23 protein-coding genes, 1 tRNA gene and 1 pseudogene are annotated in these 20,635 nt (G+C 65.6%); 13 read left to right on the top strand and 12 right to left on the bottom strand.

Annotated features, from left to right (window positions below):
- The first annotated feature begins 91 nt into the window (after positions 1 to 91).
- On the top strand, positions 92 to 655 hold the full coding sequence (locus tag ACW179_RS17940; protein WP_492064347.1) for an HNH endonuclease: 564 nt from the start codon (positions 92 to 94) through the stop codon (positions 653 to 655).
- Positions 656 to 664: 9 nt separating this feature from the next.
- Here the strand turns inward: ACW179_RS17940 and ACW179_RS17935 are convergent, their stop codons facing one another.
- Complete coding sequence (locus ACW179_RS17935; protein WP_492060812.1) at positions 665 to 973, bottom strand: hypothetical protein; 309 nt, start codon at positions 971 to 973, stop codon at positions 665 to 667.
- 111 nt (positions 974 to 1,084) lie between these two features.
- On the opposite strand from ACW179_RS17935, the gene ACW179_RS17930 reads away from it, so the two are divergent.
- Together ACW179_RS17930 and ACW179_RS17925 are read left to right on the top strand one after the other, a co-directional pair.
- Positions 1,085 to 1,303 (top strand): hypothetical protein, encoded by a 219-nt coding sequence (locus ACW179_RS17930; protein ID WP_492060811.1) that lies wholly within the window; start codon positions 1,085 to 1,087, stop codon positions 1,301 to 1,303.
- Positions 1,304 to 1,501 carry a hypothetical protein gene (locus ACW179_RS17925; protein ID WP_492060810.1) on the top strand — a complete coding sequence of 66 codons (198 nt, stop codon included), beginning with the start codon at positions 1,304 to 1,306 and terminating at the stop codon, positions 1,499 to 1,501.
- A gap of 3 nt (positions 1,502 to 1,504) precedes the next feature.
- Here the strand turns inward: ACW179_RS17925 and ACW179_RS17920 are convergent, their stop codons facing one another.
- The 5 genes from ACW179_RS17920 to ACW179_RS17900 form a co-directional block, all read right to left on the bottom strand.
- Positions 1,505 to 2,026, bottom strand: a complete 522-nt coding sequence (locus ACW179_RS17920) for a VanZ family protein (protein ID WP_492060809.1) — start codon at positions 2,024 to 2,026, stop codon at positions 1,505 to 1,507.
- Positions 2,027 to 2,125: 99 nt separating this feature from the next.
- A complete protein-coding gene (locus ACW179_RS17915; RefSeq protein ID WP_492060808.1) occupies positions 2,126 to 3,913 on the bottom strand; it encodes a M1 family metallopeptidase in 1,788 nt (595 codons plus the stop codon).
- Between the two features lie 73 nt (positions 3,914 to 3,986).
- Entirely contained in the window at positions 3,987 to 4,547 is a 561-nt protein-coding gene (locus ACW179_RS17910; protein ID WP_492060807.1) for a demethoxyubiquinone hydroxylase family protein, read from the bottom strand.
- Positions 4,544 to 5,179, bottom strand: a complete 636-nt coding sequence (locus tag ACW179_RS17905) for a disulfide bond formation protein B (RefSeq protein ID WP_492060806.1) — start codon at positions 5,177 to 5,179, stop codon at positions 4,544 to 4,546. The genes ACW179_RS17910 and ACW179_RS17905 overlap by 4 nt, the downstream gene beginning before the upstream one ends.
- The gene (locus ACW179_RS17900; RefSeq protein WP_492060805.1) at positions 5,176 to 5,781 is read right to left on the bottom strand and encodes a YqaA family protein; all 606 of its coding nucleotides are present in this window, start codon (positions 5,779 to 5,781) and stop codon (positions 5,176 to 5,178) included. Before ACW179_RS17900 ends, ACW179_RS17905 begins: the two co-directional genes overlap by 4 nt.
- 381 nt (positions 5,782 to 6,162) lie before the next feature.
- Here ACW179_RS17900 and ACW179_RS17895 point away from each other — a divergent pair, with 381 nt between their 5' ends.
- A complete protein-coding gene (locus ACW179_RS17895) occupies positions 6,163 to 6,417 on the top strand; it encodes a DUF3297 family protein (RefSeq protein WP_492060804.1) in 255 nt (84 codons plus the stop codon).
- A gap of 2 nt (positions 6,418 to 6,419) precedes the next feature.
- A complete protein-coding gene (locus ACW179_RS17890; RefSeq protein ID WP_492060803.1) occupies positions 6,420 to 6,842 on the top strand; it encodes a hypothetical protein in 423 nt (140 codons plus the stop codon).
- On the opposite strand, the gene ACW179_RS17885 is transcribed toward ACW179_RS17890, so the two are convergent.
- Positions 6,839 to 7,021 (bottom strand): DUF3606 domain-containing protein, encoded by a 183-nt coding sequence (locus ACW179_RS17885; RefSeq protein WP_492060802.1) that lies wholly within the window; start codon positions 7,019 to 7,021, stop codon positions 6,839 to 6,841. The two genes, ACW179_RS17890 and ACW179_RS17885, sit on opposite strands and share 4 nt — an antisense overlap.
- Positions 7,022 to 7,120: 99 nt before the next feature.
- On the opposite strand from ACW179_RS17885, the gene ACW179_RS17880 reads away from it, so the two are divergent.
- The 3 genes from ACW179_RS17880 to ACW179_RS17870 all read left to right on the top strand — a co-directional run bounded on the left by ACW179_RS17880 (position 7,121) and on the right by ACW179_RS17870 (position 8,996).
- The gene (locus ACW179_RS17880; protein ID WP_492060801.1) at positions 7,121 to 7,387 is read left to right on the top strand and encodes a hypothetical protein; all 267 of its coding nucleotides are present in this window, start codon (positions 7,121 to 7,123) and stop codon (positions 7,385 to 7,387) included.
- Between the two features lie 84 nt (positions 7,388 to 7,471).
- Positions 7,472 to 8,332: a hypothetical protein gene (locus ACW179_RS17875; RefSeq protein WP_492060800.1), complete on the top strand. Its 861-nt coding sequence runs from the start codon at positions 7,472 to 7,474 to the stop codon at positions 8,330 to 8,332.
- A gap of 157 nt (positions 8,333 to 8,489) precedes the next feature.
- Entirely contained in the window at positions 8,490 to 8,996 is a 507-nt protein-coding gene (locus ACW179_RS17870) for a MarR family winged helix-turn-helix transcriptional regulator (protein ID WP_492060799.1), read from the top strand.
- Here ACW179_RS17870 and ACW179_RS17865 read toward each other — a convergent pair.
- Entirely contained in the window at positions 8,983 to 9,987 is a 1,005-nt protein-coding gene (locus tag ACW179_RS17865; RefSeq protein WP_492060798.1) for a P1 family peptidase, read from the bottom strand. The two genes, ACW179_RS17870 and ACW179_RS17865, sit on opposite strands and share 14 nt — an antisense overlap.
- Positions 9,988 to 10,091: 104 nt before the next feature.
- On the opposite strand from ACW179_RS17865, the gene ACW179_RS17860 reads away from it, so the two are divergent.
- Together ACW179_RS17860 and ACW179_RS17855 are read left to right on the top strand one after the other, a co-directional pair.
- Positions 10,092 to 10,176 (top strand) — tRNA-Leu (locus ACW179_RS17860).
- 278 nt (positions 10,177 to 10,454) lie between these two features.
- Positions 10,455 to 12,815 carry a TonB-dependent receptor gene (locus ACW179_RS17855; protein WP_492060797.1) on the top strand — a complete coding sequence of 787 codons (2,361 nt, stop codon included), beginning with the start codon at positions 10,455 to 10,457 and terminating at the stop codon, positions 12,813 to 12,815.
- Between the two features lie 21 nt (positions 12,816 to 12,836).
- Here ACW179_RS17855 and ACW179_RS17850 read toward each other — a convergent pair whose 3' ends face one another.
- Both ACW179_RS17850 and msrB read right to left on the bottom strand, forming a co-directional pair.
- Positions 12,837 to 13,436 carry an alpha/beta hydrolase gene (locus ACW179_RS17850; protein WP_492060796.1) on the bottom strand — a complete coding sequence of 200 codons (600 nt, stop codon included), beginning with the start codon at positions 13,434 to 13,436 and terminating at the stop codon, positions 12,837 to 12,839.
- A 106-nt stretch (positions 13,437 to 13,542) separates the two neighbouring features.
- The gene (gene msrB / locus ACW179_RS17845) at positions 13,543 to 14,025 is read right to left on the bottom strand and encodes a peptide-methionine (R)-S-oxide reductase MsrB (protein ID WP_492060795.1); all 483 of its coding nucleotides are present in this window, start codon (positions 14,023 to 14,025) and stop codon (positions 13,543 to 13,545) included.
- Positions 14,026 to 14,094: 69 nt separating this feature from the next.
- Here msrB and ACW179_RS17840 point away from each other — a divergent pair, with 69 nt between their 5' ends.
- The 3 genes from ACW179_RS17840 to ACW179_RS17830 all read left to right on the top strand — a co-directional run bounded on the left by ACW179_RS17840 (position 14,095) and on the right by ACW179_RS17830 (position 16,136).
- On the top strand, positions 14,095 to 14,415 hold the full coding sequence (locus ACW179_RS17840; protein WP_492060794.1) for a YbjQ family protein: 321 nt from the start codon (positions 14,095 to 14,097) through the stop codon (positions 14,413 to 14,415).
- Between the two features lie 10 nt (positions 14,416 to 14,425).
- Positions 14,426 to 15,019: a DJ-1/PfpI family protein gene (locus ACW179_RS17835; protein ID WP_492060793.1), complete on the top strand. Its 594-nt coding sequence runs from the start codon at positions 14,426 to 14,428 to the stop codon at positions 15,017 to 15,019.
- Between the two features lie 97 nt (positions 15,020 to 15,116).
- A complete protein-coding gene (locus ACW179_RS17830; protein WP_492060792.1) occupies positions 15,117 to 16,136 on the top strand; it encodes a peptidoglycan recognition protein family protein in 1,020 nt (339 codons plus the stop codon).
- Here ACW179_RS17830 and ACW179_RS17825 read toward each other — a convergent pair.
- A complete protein-coding gene (locus tag ACW179_RS17825; protein ID WP_492060791.1) occupies positions 16,129 to 16,632 on the bottom strand; it encodes a GlcG/HbpS family heme-binding protein in 504 nt (167 codons plus the stop codon). The two genes, ACW179_RS17830 and ACW179_RS17825, sit on opposite strands and share 8 nt — an antisense overlap.
- A 23-nt stretch (positions 16,633 to 16,655) precedes the next feature.
- Positions 16,656 to 20,536: pseudogene (locus ACW179_RS17820) on the bottom strand (LamG-like jellyroll fold domain-containing protein).
- Positions 20,537 to 20,635: the final 99 nt, after the last annotated feature.

The raw sequence follows: 20,635 nt of genomic DNA, 5'->3' as shown, positions 1-20,635 counted from the left end.
GCGATTCCTGAGAATGCGTAGGAAGGAGGCCCGTCTTCAGTCCGATCGCGTATGTGTTTCAAACGACCCTGTTGGGGTCTGGAGGGAGGCCCTGATGCAGGTGCTGTCCCGTCCCCCGTCCGGCATGCCGGCGCTTGTTCTGAACGCCGATTTTCGGCCGCTCAGCTATTACCCGCTGTCCCTCTGGCCCTGGCAGGAGGTGATCAAGGCGGTGTTCCTGGAACGTGTCGATGTCGTTTCGACCTACGACCACGTCGTCCATTCGCCCTCATTTGAGATGAAGCTGCCCAGTGTCGTGTCGCTGAAGCAGTACGTCCCCCAGGACCGGCCGCCTGCCTTCACGCGGTTCAATCTGTTCCTGCGCGATAGCTTCTCTTGCCAGTATTGCGGCTCGCCCGAGGATCTGACGTTTGACCACGTCATCCCAAGATCACGCGGCGGACGCACGACCTGGGAGAACATCGTCACGGCTTGTGCTCCCTGCAATCTGGGCAAGGGCGGCCGGACGCCGCGCGAAGCGGGGATGATCCCGTTCCGCACGGCGCGTCGTCCAAGCATGCACGAACTTCAGGACCGTGGACGCCGGTTCCCACCAGGTCACCTCCACGCCAGCTGGCTCGACTATCTCTATTGGGATATCGAGCTGGAGGCGTAGAGGCCGGCTTCAGGTGATGCGTTTGGCGCTGGGTGGGTCGCTGGCGGGGAAGCTCTCGTCGAGGCTTTCGTCAATCAGGGCTTCCTGGCGGTCTTCGGCCTGCTCCACACGGTCGGCCAGCTGGTCGTGCTTTTCGCCTTCTGCAAGGGGCTCGACCAAGCGTGTGGCGGGCGTGTCTTCATTCTGGAAGGCATCCTTGACGTCGGTCTCGCTGACACGGTCCTCAGGGTGGCCGGCCTGACCCAGATCCTGGGCCTGGGACCAGTCGCCCAAGACGCCGGGGGCTGAGCCGTCCTGTCGTTGCGGGGTGTCGGTCATGTTGGCCTCCTTGTTATGAGGCTCAACAACGTGTCGCGCCGCGTCTTGTTCCGCGAGCCGGGGCTACAACAACGCCTCGCTGTAAGGTGCCGTCTGCTGTAGAGATGGCTTATGACCCATCGACCCACCACCTTGGAACGCGCCTTCGCCCTGGCGCGGTCCGGCGAGTATCCGACCATCTCCGACATTCGCAAGCAGTTGAAGATCGAAGGCTTTTCTGACGCTCCGAGTCAAATCAGCGGCCCGTCAATGCTCAAGCAACTGCGCAAGCTTTGCGAAGAGGCTCGCCCGGAGGTCCAGACTGTCGAACCCGTGATGGAAGCGCAATAGATGACGCTTTCCGAAGGTCAACGCCTGGCGCTCTCGAACCTGGCCCGCAAGCAGGCCGGTGAGGATGTCGACTGGATCAATATCGCAGACGCCCGGGCCCTGACCGACCTGGGTTTCGCCCAGCGCGAACGGGCGGGCTGGACCATTACTCCGGAAGGTCAGGCGGCGCTGAAGGTAACGGACACACCTGAAGATTGAGCGTCAGGGTCTTGTGCCGGCAGGAAACTTTCGAGCTGCGCGAAGGGCGAAGGCTTCTTTTGTTTCTTCGGCCGCAGCTGGCGATGGCGCGAAGGTGGCCCTGGCGGGCCTGCGCGACCGGCGGCGGTCAAGCTGTGCAATGGCCGAGAACGACAGATCGCCGTGCTCGCGCGCCATCTTGCGCAGGCCTTCAAGAATACTGGCACCATAGATCACGCCGATTCCGGCCCCGTCGGCCATCCAGTCGGTCAGGCTTGCGGTACGGCCGCCAAAAAGCTGCGCCGCTTCGACGCCTCCACCGAGCAGCAGCGCGGCTATGGCCAGATCCGATCGGCGCATACGGGGGAAGGCGATGAACGAGATCGCCACCAGGCCGCCGAACGCGATGGCGTGCGCGGTCTTGTCGCCGAGGCCGATCATGCCCTCCAGCCCCTGAAATGGGCCCAGCATCAGGGTGGCGGCCGACAAGGCACCCAACACGAGCACAGCTCGGGCGGTGTTCACGACAAGATTGGGCGTCAGCATGCGGGGGTTCTCGTTGCGCGCCCCTCGATAGGCCTGACGTGAAGGATTTTCCGTGAAGGAAGACGGTCAATCAAAGATGACCGTCTCCGGTTCATGGCCTCAGGGCTTGGCCACCCTGGCTTCGTCCTCGGCCTTTTTCTTGGCCTCGGCGGCAGCCTTGGCGGCGTCGTCCCGCACTTTCTGCCAGGCCCGGAAAGTCTCGACATGAGGCTGGCGGCGCAGGATCTTCGAGGCGGGATCGATGATCACGGGCATCGCGTCGCCCAGCGCCAGCCGGCCGGTGCCGTTCGCCATCGGCAAGGTCACGATCTGGCCGCCGAGCTTGACCTCGACGGGCATCGGGAACGGGCGGTCGTTGGGCGTCTTCCAGCGCAGGATCAGGTCACCGCCCTCGCGGGTTTCGACGAGCTCCGGCGGCGTGGCCTCATAGAGATAGGCGTCGAAGAACCAGCCATAGTCCTTGCCGGTCACCTGGTTGACGGTTTTGACGAAGTCCTGGGTGCTGGCGAAGCGCGGCGTGAAATTGCCGGGCTTGGGGTCGTCGCGACCATAGACGATCAGGCGCGTGGCCTTGAAGAAGGCCTCGTCGCCGATCAGCGTGCGCAGGGTGTGCAGCACGTTGCTGGCCTTGGCGTAGATGTCGTTCCCCGGGCCCCGGTCGGCATTGTAGACGTCGTCCTCGCGCAGGGGCTTTCCGGAGACGATGGGCGACTTGTTTCTGATGCCCGCCCGCTGGGCGTTCAGGCGCGCCATATAGTCCATGTCGCCGTGCAGCCACTGGGAATAGAGCGGCTGCATGTAGCTGCCGAAACCCTCGTGCAGCCACATGTCGTCGTTGTCGAGATCGGTCAGCTGGTTGCCGAACCACTCGTGGGCGAACTCGTGCTGCAGCAGCCAGTCAAAGCCATAGGCATCCTTCGCGTAGTTGTTGCCATAGGCGTTGATGGTCTGGTGCTCCATGCCCAGGTGCGGGGTCTCGACCACGCCCATCTTCTCGTCGCGGAACGGGTAGGGGCCGATCATCTGCTCGAAGAAATCGATCATCGGCGCGAATTCGGCGAACAGGGCCTTGGCCTTTTCTTCGCGCCCTTTCAGATACCAGTACTGGATCGGGAAGCTGTCGCCGAACCGGCTGTTGTATGTGGCTGAAAGCTCTTCATAGGGGCCCACATTCAGAGCGATGGCGTAGGTGTTGGGGTTGCGGGCCCGCCAGCTATAGGTTCGCCAGCCGTCCTTTTCGGTCATGCCCAGAAAGGTGCCGTTGGCCGGTGCCACCAGCGGGGCCGGCACGGTGATGTGCAGATCGACCCGCTTGGGCTCGCCGGTGGTGTAGTCGATACAGGGCCAGAAAAGGTCGCAACCCTCGCCCTGGACGGCGGTGGCGATCCATGGCTCGCCGGTCTCGGTCTTGCTCCAGACAAAGCCGCCGTCCCAGGGCGCGCGCTTGGCCTCGTGCGGGATTCCGTCATACGTGATGGCCACCGTGACCGATTGGTCCTTGGCCAGCTTCCGGTGCGGAGTGATCATCAGGCGGCCTTCGGGATTGCTCCAGGCCGAGGGCTTCAGTGCCTTGCCGTCGAGGGTGATGGCGCGGATGACGAATACGCGGTCCAGGTCCAGAACGATCCGGTCCAGAGGCGATCGCGCCTTGAGCGTAAGGACCGCCCGACCTTCCAGCGCCTTGCGGTCGGGGATGATCTTGAAGCTCAAGTCGGCGTGCTCGAACGACAGGGCGGCCTGCTGCGCCGGGATCGCGCCGCCGGTGTCGAAGCTGAGCGGCGAGGTGACGATCGGCTTGGCTGCGGGCTCCTGGGCGCTCGCGGTGCCGTTCAGGGCCAGGATCGACACCGCGCCTAGGGCGGCCAGAACACGATGACGAACGGGCAAACGGCACTCTCCCGAGGCAAGCTTTCAGCCTGCCATGGGTATTGCGCGCCGGGCAGGGTGCCAAGCCGAAGCTTCAGATCTTCTCGCTGATCTTGATGGCGGCGCGGCAACCGGCCTGGATCACGGCGGTCAGCAGGCCATAGCCGGGCGCCTCGTGGGCACCTTCCTCGACAGCCAGGTCGCGATGGGCCAGTTCGTCGTCGCGGAACTGCGAGAGCTCGGCCGCAAGATCGGGATCGCGGTCGCGCAGTTCGTCGATCTGGCCCGCATAGTGCTTTTCGATCACCGTCTCGACGGCCTCGGTGCAGGCATGGGCGGCCTTGTCGCCCAGCAGGGCGGTGCCCGCGCCCAGGGCGAAGGCTGCGGCGCGCCAGACGGGTGACATCAGGGTAGGGCGCACGCCCCGCTCGGTCAGGAGCTGGTCAAACCGGGTCAGGTGGACCTGTTCGTGACCCTCCATGTCCTGGAGTTGCTGGGCCAGGCGCTCGCGGCCGGGGCTGGCGCGCATCACAGCCGCCTGGCCACGATAGATGTGCACCGCGGCCAGCTCGCCGGCCTGATCGACCCGCAGGATCTCGGCCAGCCGGGCCCTGGCGGCACCCGTTCCCGGGCGGCGAGGAGCGGGGGCGGTCATGGCGCGACCGGGGGGGGCTTGCGCAGGCCTGCCGTCAGCGAGGCGACGGCAAGGCCTAGCGAGGCTATAGCGTTCCAGCCTGCCATGGACAGGCCCAGAAAGACCCAGGCGGCCGTATCGCAGGCCGGTGGCTTGACCTTGCCGCCCTTCAACATGGCGACGAGATCGCCCGCAGCAGCGGCCGAGCCGCCGGTGCAGGTGGTCGGGCCTGGCCACCACTTCCACTCCACGCCGGCATGGAAGGCGGCAAGACCCGCGCCGTAGAGGAAGATCGCGGCCAGCAGAAGATTGAACGGTCGCCGGGCCCTCGCTGCCCAGGGCGAGCGGCCTGCGGCGATGGCGACCAGGGCCACCGTTCCCGCCACCCAAAAGACTTCGCGCTGCTTGAGGCAAAGGTTGCAGGGTGCCAGCTTGCCGAAGGTCTCGAAGGCGTGAGCGGCTCCCAGCATGGCGGCGCTCACGCCCAGGGCCACAATGGGCCACCAGGCCAGAACCGCGTCGACCACAACGGTCAGGACCGGCGTGGCCACCACTTCGACCGGGGGCGGACCGCGAACTTCGGTCGCGGTAGGCGAGTCCGTCGATGCGGGTCCAGCGTTGGTCGCCGAAGGTGTGTTGATCGTCGTCGTCATACCGCGCAGGCGCCTCCGGTGCTCCCACCCAGGAAATGGCTAGCCGCTAGGCCAATGACAAGAAGCACGAACAGGCCGCCTGCGAACAGGGCGAGGCGACGCTCGATCACCGGCAGCAGGGTTGGGCCGAATTTCTTGACCACATAGGCCACCAGAAAGAAGCGGGCCGAGCGCGTGATCACCGAGGCGATGATGAACATCGGGAAACTGAAGGCGGCCAGGCCCGAGGCGATGGTCACCAGCTTGTAGGGGATGGGCGTCAGGCCCTTGGCCAGGATTACCCAGACACCGTATTTTCCGTACCAGCACTGGAACTCGGCCAGACCGCCGGCGTGGCCGGTGATCTTCATCAGCCAAAGGCCCATGTCCTGCAGGAAGAAGCCGATGGCATAGCCCAATATGCCGCCCAAAACCGAGGCCAGGCTACATAGGGCGGCGTAGTGCCATGCGCGGTCCGGTCGGGCCAGCACCATCGGCGCGAGCATGACGTCGGGCGGGATCGGAAAGAACGAGCTTTCCGAGAATGACACCGCGAACAGGCTGGTTGGGGCGTGGCGCGAAGCGGCCATGCCCATGACCCAATCGTACATACGACGCAGCATGCGAGCTCCAGATGGCTGACGCCCGTAGCTAGCAGGGGGCGCGGTTCTTGTCCCGGCCCAAGATTGCCGATGCGCCATCGACAAGGCCCTGTGGGCCATTTGTGCAGAACTTCACCGCCTTCCGCAGCCATGGGTCAGGGGCGGGGGTCAGCGGCGGGCGCTGTCATGGTGGCTGAGCATGACTATTCCGGTCGGAGGATGTTCGCGACCCGCAGGGCCAGCAAGGGCGGGGTCGTTTCGGACCCCGATCCGGTCAAGCCTGAGACCCGCTGAGGCGAGGGGAGGGACGGACGCGACGTCGCGGCGCTTGGATTTGTGGCGGCGGATGGCTATCACCGCCGTTCGAGGGCGAACGCCCACAGAAATTCGAAAGCCGATCCGATGAGCGATACCCCTCCCGACCGCCTGGCCACCAACCCCGACAGTCCCTTCTACAACGCCGAACTGCTGGAGCGCGGCGTGGGCATCCGCTTCAAGGGCGTCGAGAAGACCAATGTCGATGAATACTGCGTCAGCGAAGGCTGGGTGCGGGTGACCGCCGGCAAGACGATGGATCGCAAGGGCAACCCCATGACCATCAAGCTGCAGGGCGAGGTCGTGCCCTATTTCCGCGACATCGCTGAAGCCGAGTCCTGATCGTGGCGCTGCGTCGACTGATCGATCTGCCGGGTTTTGCTGACCTGGAACACCGGGCGCTGATGAAGCCGGCCTTTGCCGAGCCCCAGGCGCGCGCGGAGTTTCCCGAGATCGACCAGTTGGCGCGCGACACCTTTGGCCTCACGGCCGACGAGGCCGCCCTGATCCCTGATCCGGAGGGCTGGGATTGCATCGACGTCAAGTCGATGCGCCAGCAGGCCGATCAGTTCGAGCTGGAGGGCTGGGACGTCACCGACGACAAGCGCCGGCCGCTGCGTATTCTGGGCCACTTCAGTCATCCGCTATGGCTGGCCCTGCGCGGCGTGGCCGGCAGCCTGCCGTTCGAGCCGGAGCCCGAGCCCTATGATCCGTCGACCTCGTCCCTTGCGGCCGAGGCCAAGGCCTTTCAGCGCGACAAGCGTTAGCGCTTTTTCCCAAGCTCCGCGCCGATGTCCTTGATCGAGTTGCCGACCTTGCGATGGGCGGCCACCATCTGGTCCTTGGTAACGCCCCAGCGCTTCATCCAGTATTCCAGCTGGTGGCGCTCGCGGGGGTCGAGCCGGTCTTCGTCGCGAAAGTCGCGCTTGCCCTTGGGAATGCCCATGTTCGTCTCCTGCGTTCGCTGCGCGGCCTATCCTGCGCCTGTCGCCTTGTCGAGGCGAGGGCTCGCCTTCCATCCCGATGCCATAAGGAAAGACGCCCGATGAGCGATCCCGATCTGGAGGCCATGGCCCAGGACGAGCTGTCGCGCGGCATGACCCTCACCTGGCGCGACCTGTCCAAGGTGATTCCCTGGGGCGACACCTTCGAGGGCATTTCGCCGGGCGGCCGCAATGTCGAGGTCGAGCGCAGCTATCTTTGGGCGACGGATACGGGCGGCGACATCCTGTGCGAGGTCGTCGTCTATGGCGGGGCGTCGCGATACGATCAGGGCGCGCGCGTTCGCGGTATTATTTCCCGCAGGGACTGACAACCTTTACCGTTCACGAGATCGCCGGTTGCGTTAACCATCCGCCACGCCATCATGGCGGCGACGCAATAGGGGGAGTGTGGGGTGTACCAGTCGGAGTTTCCGGTAGAGCAGCCCGTGCCCGTGTTCGACCCGACCCTGCTGGTCGGGCTGATCCTGGCCGCCCTGCTGATCGCCGGCTTGGCCTTTGCGGCCGGCCGGCTCCTAGGGCGTCGGGAGAAGGGCGGCGTCAACGCCCATGCGCCCAAGGTCATTCACGACGCCATCAAGGCCAAATGCGTGGCTGCCAGTAGCGCGCCGTCCGGCGAACTGCTGCTCAAGACCCAGGAACTGATCGAGGAGGTCGAGGCCCGGATCGGCCCGCTGCTCAAGTTCGGAGGCCCCTGCGCCAAGGCTCTCGGTTCGCTGAAGAAGGCGCTGGAAGACAAGGCTCCAGTCGAGGAAAAACCCCACAAGGCTGAGGGGGGGCACGGCCACGCTGCGCACAAGCCCGACACAAAGCCGCATGGCGAGGGAGATGGCCACGGCGGCGGGCACGCGGGACACGGCGCGGGCTGCAAGTGCGAGGCCTGTCTGGTGATCGCCATCGGCCTGGCCGCTCCCGGAGTCTCGATCGTGGGCCCGCGGGTCGGCGCCCAGACCGTGGTGATCACGCCGCCGCCGCCCGCTCCGCCGGTCAGCGAGCCGGTCAAGCATGACCATGACGAGCCCAAGGTTCTCAGTCACAAGGAATACACGCGACAGGTGCGTATGGCTGTGATCGACGTGTCTGATTTCTGGAGCCGTGGTGACTGCCTCAAGGAGTTGCAGGCCTGCCAATTGGCTCTGAATACGGGTGATCTTCTTCCCCAGGATTCAAGCCCCGCCAGCGAAGGGCGCCGCCCAGGCGAGCGCAGCGAGCAAGGTCTGCACAACCGACGAGCGAAACCCGATGTTTCAGTGTAGTGTGTAGAGCGAGCGTTGAGGCGGCCCTGTCAGGGGCGCCACATCGCAGGGCGGGGAGCGGGCCGGTTCGATTCGGCTTGATCAACACCGCACAGGATTGGCGAAAGGTCGTCCTCTACAAGGCGGCCACGCCTGGGAGGACGAAAAGGAACGGGTCATGACCGCAACGGTCTCTCCCTTGACGACGCTGGCGCCCGACGCCCCGGAAGACGCGTTGAGTCTTGCCGACTATCTGCCCTACCAACTGTCGACGGCTGCGGCCGCCGTTAGCCGGCTGATCGCGCGGGCCTATGAAGACCGCTTTGGGCTTACCATTCCTCAATGGCGGTTGATGTCTGTGCTGGTCGAGGGCGGGCTGACCCAGCACGCGGCAGTAGCCCGCACCGCCATGGACAAGGTTCGCGTCAGTCGCGCTGCGCAAGACCTGGTCGAGCGGCGGCTGGTGGCCCGAACCACCGTCCGGGCTGACCGGCGCTCTCACAAGATGGAGCTGACGGCGGCAGGTCGTCGTCTGTTCGCCGAGATCGCGCCCCTGGCCCTGGCCTATGAGGCCGCGCTGCTGTCGGGACTGGCACCCAGCGAGGTTGCCGGGCTGAAGCGGTTGCTCTCACGCCTGGAAGCCGCAGCCACCCAGTTGGCCGGGGGCGAGACTACGATTCCCTGAAGTCGCGCGCCGCATGAACAGCCCTGGCAATGGCGCGCGCCAGGCAGTCGGCGGCGGCTGACCCGAGTCGCGAGACCTCCAGCGATCGTCCCTGGCCGACCCCCAGAGGCGTCGCGCCCGACGCCACTGTAAACACCACGTCGCCGTCGAAAGCCGTGTGAGCGGGCCGGACAGCGCGGCCCATGCCATCATGCGCCATCATCGCCACCCGCTTGGCCTCAGCGGTGGTCAGATCGGCGCTGACCGCCACGACGGCCAGGGTGGTGTTGGCTCCGGCGCGCAGCCGGCCAGCGGCACCGAGCTTTGAGTCGTCCGGCAGGGGCTCGGTCGCACTGACTGGACCCGTCGGAAACTTGCCTCCGAACTCTCCGTCGATCTCGAACGGCCAGGCCCAGAAGGTTTCACCGTCGGGCATGTAGACCGAGCCAACGGGATTGGCGGCGACAAGGGCGCCTACGATCAGGCCTCCGCCCAGGTCGATCGAGGCCGAGCCCAGCCCGCCCTTGACCAGGCCCGCCATCGCTCCGCGTCCGGCGCCGACTGCGCCGAGCTCAAAGTGCCCGGAGGCCGCCTCAACGGCCGCCATGCCCAGGGCGCGATAGGGCGGATCGATTCCCCAGCCCTTGTCGCCGCCATTGCGCAGGTCGTGCAGTACCGCGCCGGGCACGATGGGGATTGCCAGCGTGTCTGGCGTCAGCCGCAGCCCCACATTGCGTACGGAGAGGGCGCTGGTCACGCCGTCCGCCGCGCCCAGGCCGAACACCGACCCGCCTGACAGGCAGATGGCATGGGCCTGGCTGAAGCTGTTTTCCGGCGACAGGGTCTCGGTCTCGCGCACGCCCGGGCCGCCGCCGCGCACATCCACGGCCGCACTCCAGCCTTCTGGGCACAGCAGAACGGTCACGCCGGTGCGCACGGCCTCGTCCTGGGCCGAGCCCACGGTCAGGCCCGCCACGTCAGTGATAAGGTTGCGGGGGCCGGGGCGAGGCATGGCGGGAATCTCCTGTGCGCGAAGACTCTAGACCTGTCGCCTCGCCACTGGAATTCGCTGTCGACGCCTGCTAGAGAGACGGCCCTTCGCGAGACGCGAAGTTTGCGGGCGTGGTGAAACTGGTAGACGCGCCGGACTCAAAATCCGGTTCCGAAAGGAGTGTCGGTTCGACCCCGACCGCCCGCACCAGATCTCTCTGAAATGGCTGACTTGATCAAACCCCGCCCGGTTCAACCCCGGGCAGGGGCTTTGGCGGAGGTTGCCGGCACTTCGCCCAATATTGGTGCGTCGGCCCGTGCAGGGACGCTTGCGCGGTGCAGCAATCGTGCAGTCACGCATGACAGTCTTAATCTGACATTTTGAGAGCGGCGCAGAGCCGCAATCGCGCGCCTCATGGAACCCGTCAGCCTTCTGACCAATCAGGTTCCGACCGGCGCCTCCCCGCCGCGAAGGGCCGTCCAAGACGAATGGGGATAGTTTTGACCATCAAACCGAACCGCGCCTCGCGCGCACAATCGCGCCTGCGCCTAGCGCTTCTGTCGGCCACCATCCTGGCCGCCGCCACTCCCGTTTTTGCTCAGGATGCCGCGCCCAATGAAGTCGACCTCGTGGTCGTCACGGGCAAGCGGGTGTCCGAGGCCAGCGTCGCCATCGGGACCGACCACGCAACCGCAACGGTTTCCATTACTAGAGAGGCGTTGCTGTCAGCCCCTGCCGGCGTTACCGGGCTAAAGATGCTGGAGAGCCTGCCGGGCTTCAACGTTCAGGCCAATGACGCCCTGGGCATGTACGAGTTCGGCAACTCGGTCTCGGTCCGGGCCTTCAACTTCCAGCAGATCGGCTTCCTGCTGGATGACATCCCCATGGGCCGCAGCGACCAGTTCGGCGGCAGCCCGATCTATCGCTATGTCGACAACGAGAACCTGCTGCGGGTCACAGCCTCGGCCGGGGCCGGCGACGTGGCTCTGCCCAGCTATGCCTCGCTGGGTCCCATCGTCGACTATTTCACCCAGGCACCCAGCGAGGAGGCCGGCGGCTCGGCCAGCTACACGCGCGGCAGCGACGCCCTCAAGCGCACCTTCCTGCGGCTTGAGAGCGGCAAGGTCGGTCCCTTCTCGGGCTATGTCAGCGGATCGTGGATCGAGGGCGACCTGTGGCGTGGTCCGGGCACCATCGACCGCACCCACTATGAGGCCAAACTGCGCTGGGACATGGGCGAAGACACCAGCCTGACCTTCCAGACCGTCCACAACGACTATTACGACTACGACTCGCCGTCGATCACCAAGGCCCAGTATGACGGCCGCGCCAATGACATCTTCGGTCGTTCGGGTCGCGACTTCGCCTATCTGGGCTATGTGCCTGTGCTGGCACCGTCCACGGCGAGAGTTCCGTTCTCCAACGCCAACTACAACCAGTACTACAAGTTCGCTGTGAACAAGCGGAAGGACCACCTCTACGGCCTGACCTTCAAGACCGCCATCGGCGACAATATCGACCTGACCTCGACGGCCTACTACGAAGACAAAGGTGGCTACGGCGTCTCGCCCGAGGCCTATGCGACCTCCCTGACCAGCTACAATGCCGAACGCCTGATTGTGGCCGGTCTGACCGCGCCCAAGGGTCTGCAGTACGGGCTGTCCGGCGTCGACGGCAAGCGCAAGGGCGTCACCGTCAAGGGCGACTGGCATCTGGGGATCAACACGATCTCGGCCGGCGTCTGGCTGGAGGACGACGACTATCACCGCACCCAGGCGCGCTACAATGTCGAGAATGGTGATCCCGACGGCACGCCGCTTCTGAACCAGCCGGTTCACCTGCAGCGCAACTATGTCTCGACCCGCCAGACCGTGCAGCTGTTCCTGAAGGACACTGTGAGCCTGATGGACGATGACCTGAAGCTGGAGCTGGGCTTCAAGACCCTCGACGTCGACTACAAGATCAGCGGCTATCGCAATCCCAACGACTATATCAACAGCCGCCAGCCGACGATCAGGACCAACTGGTCAGACAGCTTCCTGCCGCAGGTGGGCCTGGTCTATTCGGTGGGCGCGCGCGACCAGGTCTTTGCCTCCTATTCGGAAAACATGGCCCTACCGCGCGGCGCTGACGATGTGCTGTCTGCCGCCAGCCCGACTGTGACCCCGCCGGAAGCGGAGACCTCGACCAATATCGAACTGGGCTATCGCGCCAACCGCCCGACCTTCAACGCCTCGCTGGTGGTGTACAAGACCGAGTTCAAGAACCGTCTGCAGCAGTTCAACAGCATCGTGCCGGGAAGCACGACGGTGGAGAGCTTCTTCCAGAACGTCGGTGCTGTGGAAGCTTCGGGTGTCGAGTTCAGCGGTCAGTGGAAGCCGGAGTTGCTGGGCGGCAAGGTCTATTTCAACAGCAACATCTCGTACAACAAGTCGGAGTTCCAGGATAACGTCCTCAACTACCGCGCCAGCGCCACGGCGACGCCGACGACCCTGGTCATCAAGGGAAAGCAGGTCCCCGACTTCCCCGAATGGATCTTCCAGGGCGGGGTTACGGTCGAGCCGACCGATGGACTGGTGTTCAACCTTTCGGGCCGCCTGATCGACGACCGCTTCACCAACTTCGTCAATAGCGAGCACACGGCCGGCTACATGATCTGGAACGCCTATATCGACATGGGCGAAGGCTTCGGCTTTGGCCCGTTCGAGCAGGTCAAGGCTCGGGTCAATATCGATAACATCTTCGACACCGACTATCTGGGCACGATCGGCACCACGGTGAACACCTTGGCGACCTTCCGCCCGGGTTCGCACCGCACGATCCAGTTCACCCTCTCGGCGGACTTCTAAAACGACCGGAGCCGCCCGCCCTCAGCGAGGACGGGCGGCTTCGACATCGCGGATAAGCTCGGCCAGCAATGCACGACCCTTGGTCCAAGGACCATGGCCCGAGGCCACATTGATGTGGCCCGCCTGGCCCAGATCCACAAACTTCGCGCCCCAGCCCCGCGCAAAGGCCTGGGCCCTTTCAATCTCGACATAAGGATCATTGCGGCTGGCCACGACCGTCGTCGGAAACGGCAGTCTCTGGCGCGGGATCGGCGAGAATCCCGTCAACAGTCGCCCCGCCGGCCCCTCGCGATTGACGTCGGCCGGGGCGACCATCAGGGCCCCGCCGATGCCGCGCCCGCCCGTCACTTGCGCCAGATGCGCGACCAGCGCGCAGCCCAGGCTGTGGGCTACCAGGATCGCGCCGGGGTTTTGCCGGACGGCCTCAGCCAGGCTGATCGTCCAGTCGCCCAGGGCCGGGCGCTCCCAGTCCGTTTGTTCCACCCGCTGGGTGCCCAGAGCGATTTCCCAATGGGTCTGCCAGTGATCAGGACCGGAGTTGTAGAGGCCCGGGACGATCAGGATCGGCGGTGCGTCATCTTGCAACCGACGCGGTTGGCACGGCGTGTCGATGCTGATCATTATGCGACCTCCGGCGGGTGTGGGGTGACAAGACCCAAACCCGTTCAGAGGTGCTCATTCAAATCAGATCAATTTGGTAGGAATATAGAGAAGCTGATCGCCGTCTTCACGCCGGCGTGGGATCGCCCCGGTGCAGCGGGTCGGGCAGGGGATCGCCCGCCTTTACAAACTGCAACGATACCGAGTTGATGCAGTAGCGCAGCCGGGTCGGGGCGGGCCCGTCGGGGAACACGTGGCCCTGGTGGCTGTCGCAGCGCGCGCAGACGGTCTCGATACGTACCATGCCGTAGGAGCTGTCCTTGATCGCCTTGACGTGCGTCTCGTCGAATGGCGCGTAAAAGCTGGGCCATCCGGTGCCACTCTCGAACTTGGTCTGGTGGCGAAACAGCGGCAGGCCGCACATCCGGCAGCAATAGACCCCGGCGTTCTTCTCGCCCAGCAGGCCGCCGCAGAACGGGGCCTCAGTGCCGTGATGCAGCAGGACGCGGGACTCTTCGGCCGTCAGGTCGGCCTCCAGGCGTTCGCGTTCGGCCTCAGTGGGCGGGGTCAGGTCGAAACCTGTGGACGAGTGGGTGGCGATGTCGGTCATGATGCCCAATGTAAGACGTCCTGGGCCGTTGCGGTAGAAGCAAGGCCACAAGAAGGAAGGAACGACCCGATGCTCAATTCCACGACGCCCTCCATCGCCGAGCGCGAGACGGCCGCCACCCTGGGCGTGGTGTCGGGCGAGGCGATCATCGGCGCCCACATCTTCCGCGACATCTTCGCCGGGATCACCAACATCATCGGCGGCCGGGCGGGCGGGTATGAGAAGGCCCTGCGCGAGGCACGCGACATCGCCCTGCAGGAAATGAACGACGAAGCCCGCCGCCTGGGCGCGGACGCTGTGATCGGTGTGGATCTGGACTATGAGTCGCTGGGCCCCGACGGTGGCATGCTGATGGTCACCGCCGCCGGAACCGCCGTGAAGCTGCGCTGAGGACCTGCCCATGACCGTCGCTGTCGCCTTCCTGCAACCCGGCTGGGCCGATTGGGAGGCCGGGCCCGTGCTGGCCCTGCTGCGGCGCGAGTTCAGCGTCCAGATTGAGATCGCCACTCCGGACGGCGAACCCCAGACCTCCATCGGCGGCGTGCTGGCGGCCGCTGACTACCGGTTTGACGATCCTGTTCTGGCCGATGCCGACGTCTTCCTGCTGATCGGCTCGGACGCCTGGATGACCTATGAGGACGAGGCCGTGTTTGGCCTGCTGCGCCAGGCGCTCGCCGACGGCAAGATCGTCGGGGCCATCTGCGCAGGGACCGTGGCGGCGGCCCGGGCGCGGCTGTTCGACGGGCGGGCCCATACCTCAAATGGCCTGGACTGGCTGAAGGCTCAGGCACCTGCCTATGCGGCGGGAGAGGCGTATGTCGATAGCGCCCGGGCAGTTACCAGCGGTCGGTTGGTCAGCGCATCGGGCCTCGCGCCCATCAGTTTCGCCGCCAGCGTGGCCCGTTTGGTCGCGCCTGAGGCTCAGGCTGCTATCGCAGACTATGAGGCCATGTTCGCGCGGGAGTTTGCGGGCGAGAGCGCGCGACTGGATTGAAGTGCTCCCTCAAGGATTGTGTTTGGTGCGTCCTGTGTTAGCGTTCCGGCTGCGTTTGTCGCCATGGCGGCGGTGACGTGCCAGAGCGGGGGAGGTCATGGCCGATCCATTTCCGAAAGGGCCGGGAACGGTCGAGGCAGCCGGACGACTGAACGTCCGCAGCGGTAAGCCCCGCACCACGGTGGCCAAGCTCCGCATGATCGAGGCCGGGGTGCGATTTCCGGTCAAGGGTTCGGTGACCGGCGAGGTTGTCTCTGGCACCAGCCAGTGGTTCGAGCTGGATGGCGGACAGTATGTCTGGGCTGGCGGCTGCCGCGCCTTCCAGCCTTCGCCGGTTGAGGACGACGGCGAACGACCAGGACGCAGTCGGCAGGGCGACTATGCCCCTCCCGTGTTCGAAACGGCGACCGGCGTTCGACACCTTTCGCAGGGAAAACGCCCTAACGGCCTGGAAGGCCTGATCGTGCATTTCGACGCCTATCGCATCAAGGCGGCGGGCAACGGGGCTGAAGATTCCGACCGCCGCACGCTCGACATGATGCGGTCGGGTCGCGACAACGGCTATCACTATGGAGAGATCAGCCGGACCGGGAAGATCTATCTGCCGGAGGGTTTCGAGTGGGGCGAGTGGGGCTCGCACGCCGGGGCCAGCAAGTGCCCGGTCACCGGCCGCACCGGCGTCTCGCGCTACTATGTCGGCTTTGAGATGAACAATCCGGGCCTGCTGCACGAGGCCCAGGAGGACGGCGTCTTTTGTCCCTGGTTCAATTCGCTTCGCACCGACAAGGGCGCGGTGATCCTGGATGCGCGCGGCCGCTGCACGCGCAAGTCGGCCAATGACGAGTGGTATCCGGCCTCAGCGGTTCGGAAGGTGGCGGCCAGGGGCAATATCAAGGCCGGGGTCTATCTTCCCTACAGCTTCGACCAGTTCGAGGCCCTGACCAATCTGTGCCTGTACCTGGCCAAGACCTTCCCGGCCTCCTTCAGCCTCGACCGGGTTTTCGGCCACGACGAGGTCGCGCCCGACCGCAAGAACGATCCGGGCGGAGCCCTTGCAGACCCCGCCCGTCTGATGACCATGATCGAGTTTAGAGCCTATCTGAAGACGTTCACTTGACCGCTCCGGCGGCGGCCCGTGCGACCTGACCGTCCTGGGCGCCGGTACCGCCTGAGACGCCGATGGCACCCACGACCTTGCTGTCGGTGATCAGCAGTTCGCCGCCCTCGATCGCCAGGGCACCGGTGAAGATGGCGTTCAGCGTGCCGCCCTTGACGGCGTCCTGGAAAAAGCTGGTCGGACGGCGGAAATTGGCCGAGGTCTCGGCCTTGCGGCGCGCGACGTCGTTGGAGCCGTACTGGGCCCCGTCCATCTTCTGGCTGAGCACCAGTGCGCCGTTGGGCTCGACCACAGCTATGACCATGTTCCAGCCATTCTTGCGGGCCTCAGCTTCGGCGGCGGCGACCGCCAGCTTGGCCTCGGCCAGGGTGATGGAGCGACCATAGGGCGGATAGACCGGCGGCGCGGCGGGGGCAGCGGTGGTGGCGCTCTGGGCCATGGCCGGCGCGGCGATGGCCAGGGCCAGAACGGCGAGAAGCGCAGCAGAGGTCTTCATGGGCTTTGTGTCCTTGGAGCGGGTCATGGCAACGCCACCTCATCATTGAGGGCGGTGATCTGCGGTTGGTCGCTGACGATACGCAGACGCAGTCCCGCAGCCTTGAGGCCGCCGGGAATCTTCAGCCTCACGCTGGCGACCTTGGGTAGCAGGTCTGTCGGGGCTTTCAGGGCCGGGACTGGCGCAGAGGCCAGCACCTTGCCCGTAGCGTCGATGAGCTGAAGCTTGGCCGCAACCGCGTCCCGGGCACCCAGGCTGTGAACCTTTGCGGTTAGCGCCGTGCCCTTCACCGTGACGTCGCCGCGACCCATACCCAGGTCAGCACGCTTTGCCGGATCATCGCCCGGCGTCGTCAGGGCCATGTCGACCACCGTAGTCTGGCGCGGCACCAGGGTCAGGGTCACGGACCTGGTGCGCTCGAAGGTGACTGAACGGCTGTCGCCCCGGCCGTCAATGGCGTCGTCGCCATTGGCGTCCAGGCCTTGCGTCAGGCTCCACTGGCCGGGCGCGACGCCCCAGCCGGTCATCGTCGCGACAACCGGCTTGTCGCTGAGGTTATAGGCCAGCACCTTGAAGGCTTCGGGACCGGCACCCTTGACCAGGATGGCCACGTCCTCGCCCTTCACGCCGTCCTGAAAACGCCAGCTGACCGTGTGGCCGGGCGTCATCTGGCCGCGCTTGTTGGCAATGCCGCCCAGGCGCGAGCGCTGCAGCATGTCGCTGGGAATCTCCACCCGATCAGACCACCAGTGGCCTTCGGTATGCATGTACATGTGCTGCGCCGCCCACTGGATCTCTGCGGCGTACAGGTCTTCGAGATGGCGTTTGTCGCCGGTCAGTGTCCAGGCCAGGTAGCGGTCCAGCGCTCCGCCGCGCGCAGCGGATTTCAGGATCGCGTCCTTGTTGGCGACATCCAGCTTCAGGGCTGCGAGGACGTTTTCGTTGATGTCGCCCAGCGACCTGATGCCGTTCTTGCCGATCCGCCACTGGATCGGCGTCAGGTATTTGGGATCGCCCGTCAGCTTCCACGCCGCCCAGAACACCTGGAACGGGCCGCTGGCGCCCGAGCCTTGCAGCACCGTGCCGCCGCGCTCGGCGTCGCTGCGCCAGTTGATCTCGTTGGGATAGGAGCCGTCGGCCTTCACATGCGCCAGATAGCCGTCGGCCAGGCCGGTGACGATGCCGCGCGCCGTCGGGTCGTTGTTGTAGTCGCCGATCAGGATGGCGGGATGAACCACGCCGAATGAGTAGGGCTTTTGCCACTCCCAGGGGCCTTCCCGGTACGAGATCGCGCCGCTGAACCAGTTGGTGTTGAAGTGGATGTGGCCGGCCGGATTCCTGTCGATGATGCGGGGCAGGGCCTTGACGGTCGTGAAGAGCCGCTCGACCGCCAGCGGGTCACCATAGTCGAGATACATCGCCTCCGAGTTGGAATTGATGCCTTCCTCATAGGCGTGCAGTTCGTCGGTCGCGATGGTCGACAGGCCGTTGGTGAACATGCCGTTCTTGTAGGCGGCGTCGGCGAGGCGGTTGAGGGAGTTGCGGATCTTGTCCGGCTCGACGCCCATCAGGGCCACGCCCGGCCACTGCTGGGTCAGGTCGCTGTCGTCAGAAATGCCGCCGCCGAAATCGCCGTAGTCGACCTGCCGCTCGTCGATCCACCAGGTGATGAACTGGCTGACCAGTTTGAGGTCCCGGGTCTGGCGGAAGGCCCATAACGGGGTGTCGTCAGTGGGCCGGGGTTGTTCGAAGGCCGGCCATCCCTGGCTGCCATAGGTGATGTCGCCCCAGTATTCGCGGCCGATCCTGTTGTCGGGATCCACTTTCAGCAGGTCGGAGATATCGGCATAGAGCCGGCGATAGAGGCCCTGGCGCTTGGAGGTGGTGTGCTCCTCGACCAGGAAGGCCCAGTTGTCCTTCACCTGGTTGAGGCGGTCGGTCACGTGCTCGGCCCTGGCGGCTTCGCGATCCTTCAGCACCAGCCGGATTTTCGCCCCGTCCAGCGCCTTGGGGCCAAAGGCTGGGCTGTCGGCGGCGATGGACAGGTACAGGCTGTCGGCGGTCAGGATGCGGTCGCGCAGGTCGAGCCACACGGTGCGCGCCTCGCCCGGCTTCACCGAGAGGCTGACGTCGATCATGTTGCGGCCGGGCCAGATCGGATCCTTCACCTGGATGTTCAGCGGGATCAGCGCGCCGTCGGTGGCGCCGGGCAGGGCGGGGATGTCGATGGCGATCCCGTCCAGGCCGTCACGGGCGTTCTCCCAGCCATAGGCCCAGTTGCGGGCCAGAGGCTGGGCTGCGGGCGCGTCGCCAAACCCTGAAGGGATCAGGACGTGCACGATCGGCAGGCCATGGGCCTCCCGGTCACGGGCGGGGCGCTTGCGAACGGGCGCGCCCTCGGGCAGGGCCACCACCGTCGCGCGCTCGCCGGCCGGGTGGCGACCGACGATAAAGGCGTTCAGGTCAGACAGGTTGAGATAGTCCGCAGCCGCATCGGCGCGCACCGTGTAGCTCATCTTGAACGCGGCCTTGGGCTCTTCGCCGGCGGTCACGTTGTAGGCCCACAGCTCCTGGATCGGGGTTTCCTGGTCGGTATTGGTAAAGGTCAGCGCGCCACCCTGCAGGGGCTGATCCAGCGACAGGACAGTGCGGGCCTGACCTCTTGCGCGCGTGCCGACCCGGGTGGCCGCGCCGCCGGTGGGGGCCCAGGTCAGGTCACCATAGGCCGGGCCCTGGATCTCGATCCGGTTGACCGGTTCGTCGGGCAATGACAAGCGCAGCGCCTTGCCGCCCTCGACATAGACGTTCCAGTCGGGGAGGGGGAAATAGTCATTCCGGCCCTCCAGGCGCGAGCGGTTATAGACCCCCGGCCAGGTCGTCTCGGGGATGCCGTCATTGGCCCGCCACATCCACTGCTTGAGGTCCTTGGCGTCGGTGAATTCGACCTTGCGGATCGTGGTTGCGGGCGCGGCCAGATAGGGCGGCAGATCGCCCGGGCGGTTCCAGCCATAGCGCAACCGCCAGGCGGCGCGTGTTGCCGGATCATCCACGGTGGCGATCGGGGCGGGGACCTCAACGGGCGAATTGCGGGCCAGGGCCGCAACAGCGGCGGCGTCCAGGGCGCGGTCGTGGATTTTCAGTTCATCCAGTTCGCCACCGCGCAGGAAGTTGTATCGGCTCTGCACCTGGTGCGGAGCCACCACGCGGCCGGCGATGCCGAACTGGTCGAGACCCGCGTCATAGACCGCTTTGGTCTCCTTTTTCGCCGCCAGCTTGCCGTCGACGAACAGCTGCACGCCGGTGGTCTCGTCCCAGGTGAAGGCCAGATGGGTCCAGGCGTCGCCGGTGGGTGGCTTGGCAAGTTTGAATGACACGCGCGTGCGGGCCAGGCCGTTGTCGGTGACGAAGGCGTCGAAGCCGTGGCCGTTCCAGTCGATCCGCAGGAAGGCCATGTCCCAGCTGGAATGGTCGGCATAGCCGACGCGGAAAATCACGAACGGTGCGACGCCAACGGGGTAGCCTGAGCGCCAGAAGAACGACAGCGTGCCGCGCTGGGCCTGGATATTGCCCGGAGCGTTCCATGACACCACCCCGTCGTCCTCGGCGTGCAGGCCCTTGCCGAAGGCACCGTCGGAGACGGGGGTGACCTTGTCGAGGAAGTTGGGCGTCGCTTCGCCGCGCGCCAAGTCGGCATTGAGGCCCTTTTCGCCGGAAACATGAAACAGCAGGGTCGGCTCGTCGGCTCGCGCCGCGCAGGCCAGGATCAGGCCGCAGGCCGCGCCCAGAAGCAGGGACTTGATCACGCACGCACCTCCCACGGGACGTAGAGGGGCATTGTTCTGGTAACCGGTGTCATGCCCTGGCCCAGATGTACCGCCGCAGGGGCGCGGTTGCAAACCGGCATCTGACAGCGGGCGGGTTAAACCGCCTCCGTCGGAAGGGGGCAAACGGCCCGCGACCCGTCGCCGCCGATCAAGTGATTGCGGAGTCAGCTCAATGCGCA

Source organism: Caulobacter sp. AVps18 (assembly GCF_058681425.1).
Note: the sequence above shows the minus strand (reverse complement) of the source record. Positions and strands in the feature narration are given on the sequence as shown.